The following is a 2299-nucleotide window of genomic DNA, read 5'->3' on the forward strand; positions in this document are numbered from 1 at the left end:
CCGGTACGACCTGCTCCTGGGTGAGCTGGTAGCCCTTGCCGATCTCGTCACTGCGGACCTCGCGGTCCTCCAGCTCGCAGATCTTGCGTGTCCGTACCCGGGCCATGTCCTCGAGGTGAACCTGATGGAACCGGATGCTGTGGTCCTCGGTCGCGCTGACCACATGGATCGGCACGGTGACCAGGCCGAAACTGATGGCGCCGGACCAGATCGTTCGGGGCATGGCAGACCTCCAGGACAGCCCCGAGCAAAGCCAGCCTACGAGGCCCCCGTGCCGGGCGCCCTGCTGGGCGCCAGCAGCGTTCACGGCGACGCCGCCCGCGCCTTTATCCAGACCGGGATCGACGCCCTGGAGTGAACTTCCGCAATTCCCCGCAATCTCGTTGAGGACTGCGTGGCGGTCTCCGTAGCGTCGAACGACACCGAGACCACTCAGCAACGGAGGCGGTGCCCCATGAGCGCATCCACACCCACCAGAACCGCACCCGAAGGACGCAGCCTCCAGCCGCCCGCCGTCGGTCGGCGTTCCCCGGCCCTGCTAGCACGCGCCGACCGCGGTTACGTCCGCTTCCTCGTCCAGGCCGTCCCGGACGACTGCACCGACGAACACGAGCAGGACGACGCGGTGCGCAGGTGAGCGACGCCTACACCGTGCTCCATGACCCCCACGGCCTGGCCGACGCGAACTCCCCGCCGACCGCGCCCCGTACGAAGCGCTCCTCACCGCCGTCCTCGCGTACGACGGCAAGCTCCCCATCGTCGTCACCGGCATGAAGCAGCTGAAGGAGCACGGCCCGGCCGGAGCGGTCTTCCGGCGCTTCGGCCGCCCACACAACCAGACGCTCCTCGAGGCGATCGGCAACCCGTGCCGCGAAGCCCACGACGCCCGCCAGCAGGCCGAGTACGCCGCCCGCCAACGGGAGCACCAGGAAGAGCTGCGCCGCATCGCCGCACGGCACAAGGCCGAGCGAGAGGCCAGCCGTCCTGTGTGCGCCGGCTGCGGCACCCGGTTCACCGACGCACGGTGGAAGGCCATCGAGCCCGCCGGGTGGGGCGCCCCACGCGAGACCCACCCGCACCTGTGCGACGACTGCAAGCAGCAGGCCGTCACCGCCGCCCCCCAAGCCGAGCAAACCGTCTCCGAACGCCGGGAGCACGACCAGGCCGTGCCTGAGCAGAAGGCCGGAGGTACCTGGCTCTCGCGCTTCCGGAGCTGACCCGGCCCATCGGGGTGGGCAGGCCCAGAGACCTTGGGGCTTGCCCGCCCCTGCTCCGGTGCACTGCCTTCGAGTGAAGGCCTGATGGTCGGCGAACCGGAGCCGACGCCCGAGACGTTGCCCAGGACGTGAAGCCGATCAGGGATGAACACATCACAGAGCCGGGACTGGTCGTGATCGACGTCGCGGCCGCGGACGACGACACCGCCTTCGCCTTCCAGGCGGCGTACGGCTGCGCTGCTACCTGGACCTGTGCCAGGAACTCATCGCGGTGATCGATCCTGTGGTCGCCCCCGCCGCGGAGCCGACCACGCCTGGCCCAGACGCATGACGAGTCGCTGCCGCCGTCCTCGCCGACCGGTACGACCATTGCACCCACACGGGTGACGCACTGGCGAAACAGCTGATCTCGGCCGGTGTGGGCCGTTATCACCGGCTCATGCTCAAAGCTGTGCTGCGCGGCCTGGCTGCCGCCTCCCTCGCTGTCCTGCCCCTCACCGTTCCAGCGCCCGCCCACGCGGCGGAGACGCTGCCGTTGACCGATGCCATCACTCGCCTGTCGGTGGATACCGAGTCCCGCGAAGGCTACGACCGGGACGCCTTCCGCCACTGGAACGCCGGCGCCAATCCTTCCGACGGCTGTAACACCCGCGCCGAAGTTTTGATTTCTGAGGCGGTAGAACCTCCCACGGTCGGACCGAACTGTCGGCTCTCGGGTGGGCGGTGGTGGTCGTACTACGACCAGGTCTGGGTGACGTCCGCCTCGAGCCTTGACCTCGACCACATGGGTCCCCTTGCGGAGGCCTGGGACAGTGGCGCGTCCGGGTGGTCGGCGCAGCGTCGTGAGGCGTATGCCAACGACCAGGGCGCCGAGGCCAGTCTGGTGGCGGTTACCGCGCGTTCGAACCGTGCCAAGGCGGACCGGGATCCTGCCGAGTGGCTGCCGCCTGCCGCGGAGGTGCACTGCCGGTATGTCGCGGAGTGGGTGGGCACGAAGCTCCGCTGGGCGCTGACGGCCGACGAGGCCGAGGTGGCGGCCCTGCGCGAGGTGGCCGACGGGTGTCCGGACCAGAGTGTGACGT

General features: G+C 69.7%; 5 protein-coding genes. 4 read left to right on the forward strand and 1 reads right to left on the reverse strand.

Going from position 1 to position 2299, the window contains the following annotated elements; genetic code table 11:
• The coding region (locus RM812_RS41420) for a Ku protein (protein ID WP_311586077.1) at window positions 1-223 on the reverse strand (223 nt) is incomplete at its 3' end.
• A gap of 231 nt (window positions 224-454) precedes the next feature.
• On the opposite strand from RM812_RS41420, the gene RM812_RS41425 reads away from it, so the two are divergent.
• From RM812_RS41425 to RM812_RS41440, 4 genes are all read left to right on the forward strand, one after another.
• On the forward strand, window positions 455-637 hold the full coding sequence (locus RM812_RS41425) for a hypothetical protein (protein ID WP_311586079.1): 183 nt from the start codon (window positions 455-457) through the stop codon (window positions 635-637).
• 133 nt (window positions 638-770) lie between these two features.
• Window positions 771-1217 carry a hypothetical protein gene (locus RM812_RS41430; RefSeq protein ID WP_311586080.1) on the forward strand — a complete coding sequence of 149 codons (447 nt, stop codon included), beginning with the start codon at window positions 771-773 and terminating at the stop codon, window positions 1215-1217.
• Window positions 1218-1390: 173 nt separating this feature from the next.
• Window positions 1391-1492 (forward strand): DUF6207 family protein, encoded by a 102-nt coding sequence (locus RM812_RS41435; protein ID WP_311586082.1) that lies wholly within the window; start codon window positions 1391-1393, stop codon window positions 1490-1492.
• A gap of 164 nt (window positions 1493-1656) precedes the next feature.
• On the forward strand, window positions 1657-2299 hold a 643-nt coding region (locus RM812_RS41440; RefSeq protein WP_311586084.1), incomplete at its 3' end, for an HNH endonuclease family protein.

This window comes from Streptomyces lancefieldiae, assembly GCF_031845825.1.
GTDB lineage: Bacteria > Actinomycetota > Actinomycetes > Streptomycetales > Streptomycetaceae > Streptomyces > Streptomyces lancefieldiae.

What these genes read in the sequence shown, in the direction of transcription:
- RM812_RS41425 (WP_311586079.1), top strand. Translation starts at nt 455, where the DNA reads ATGAGCGCATCCACACCCACCAGAACCGCACCCGAAGGACGCAGCCTC.
- RM812_RS41430 (WP_311586080.1), top strand. Translation starts at nt 771, where the DNA reads ATGAAGCAGCTGAAGGAGCACGGCCCGGCCGGAGCGGTCTTCCGGCGC.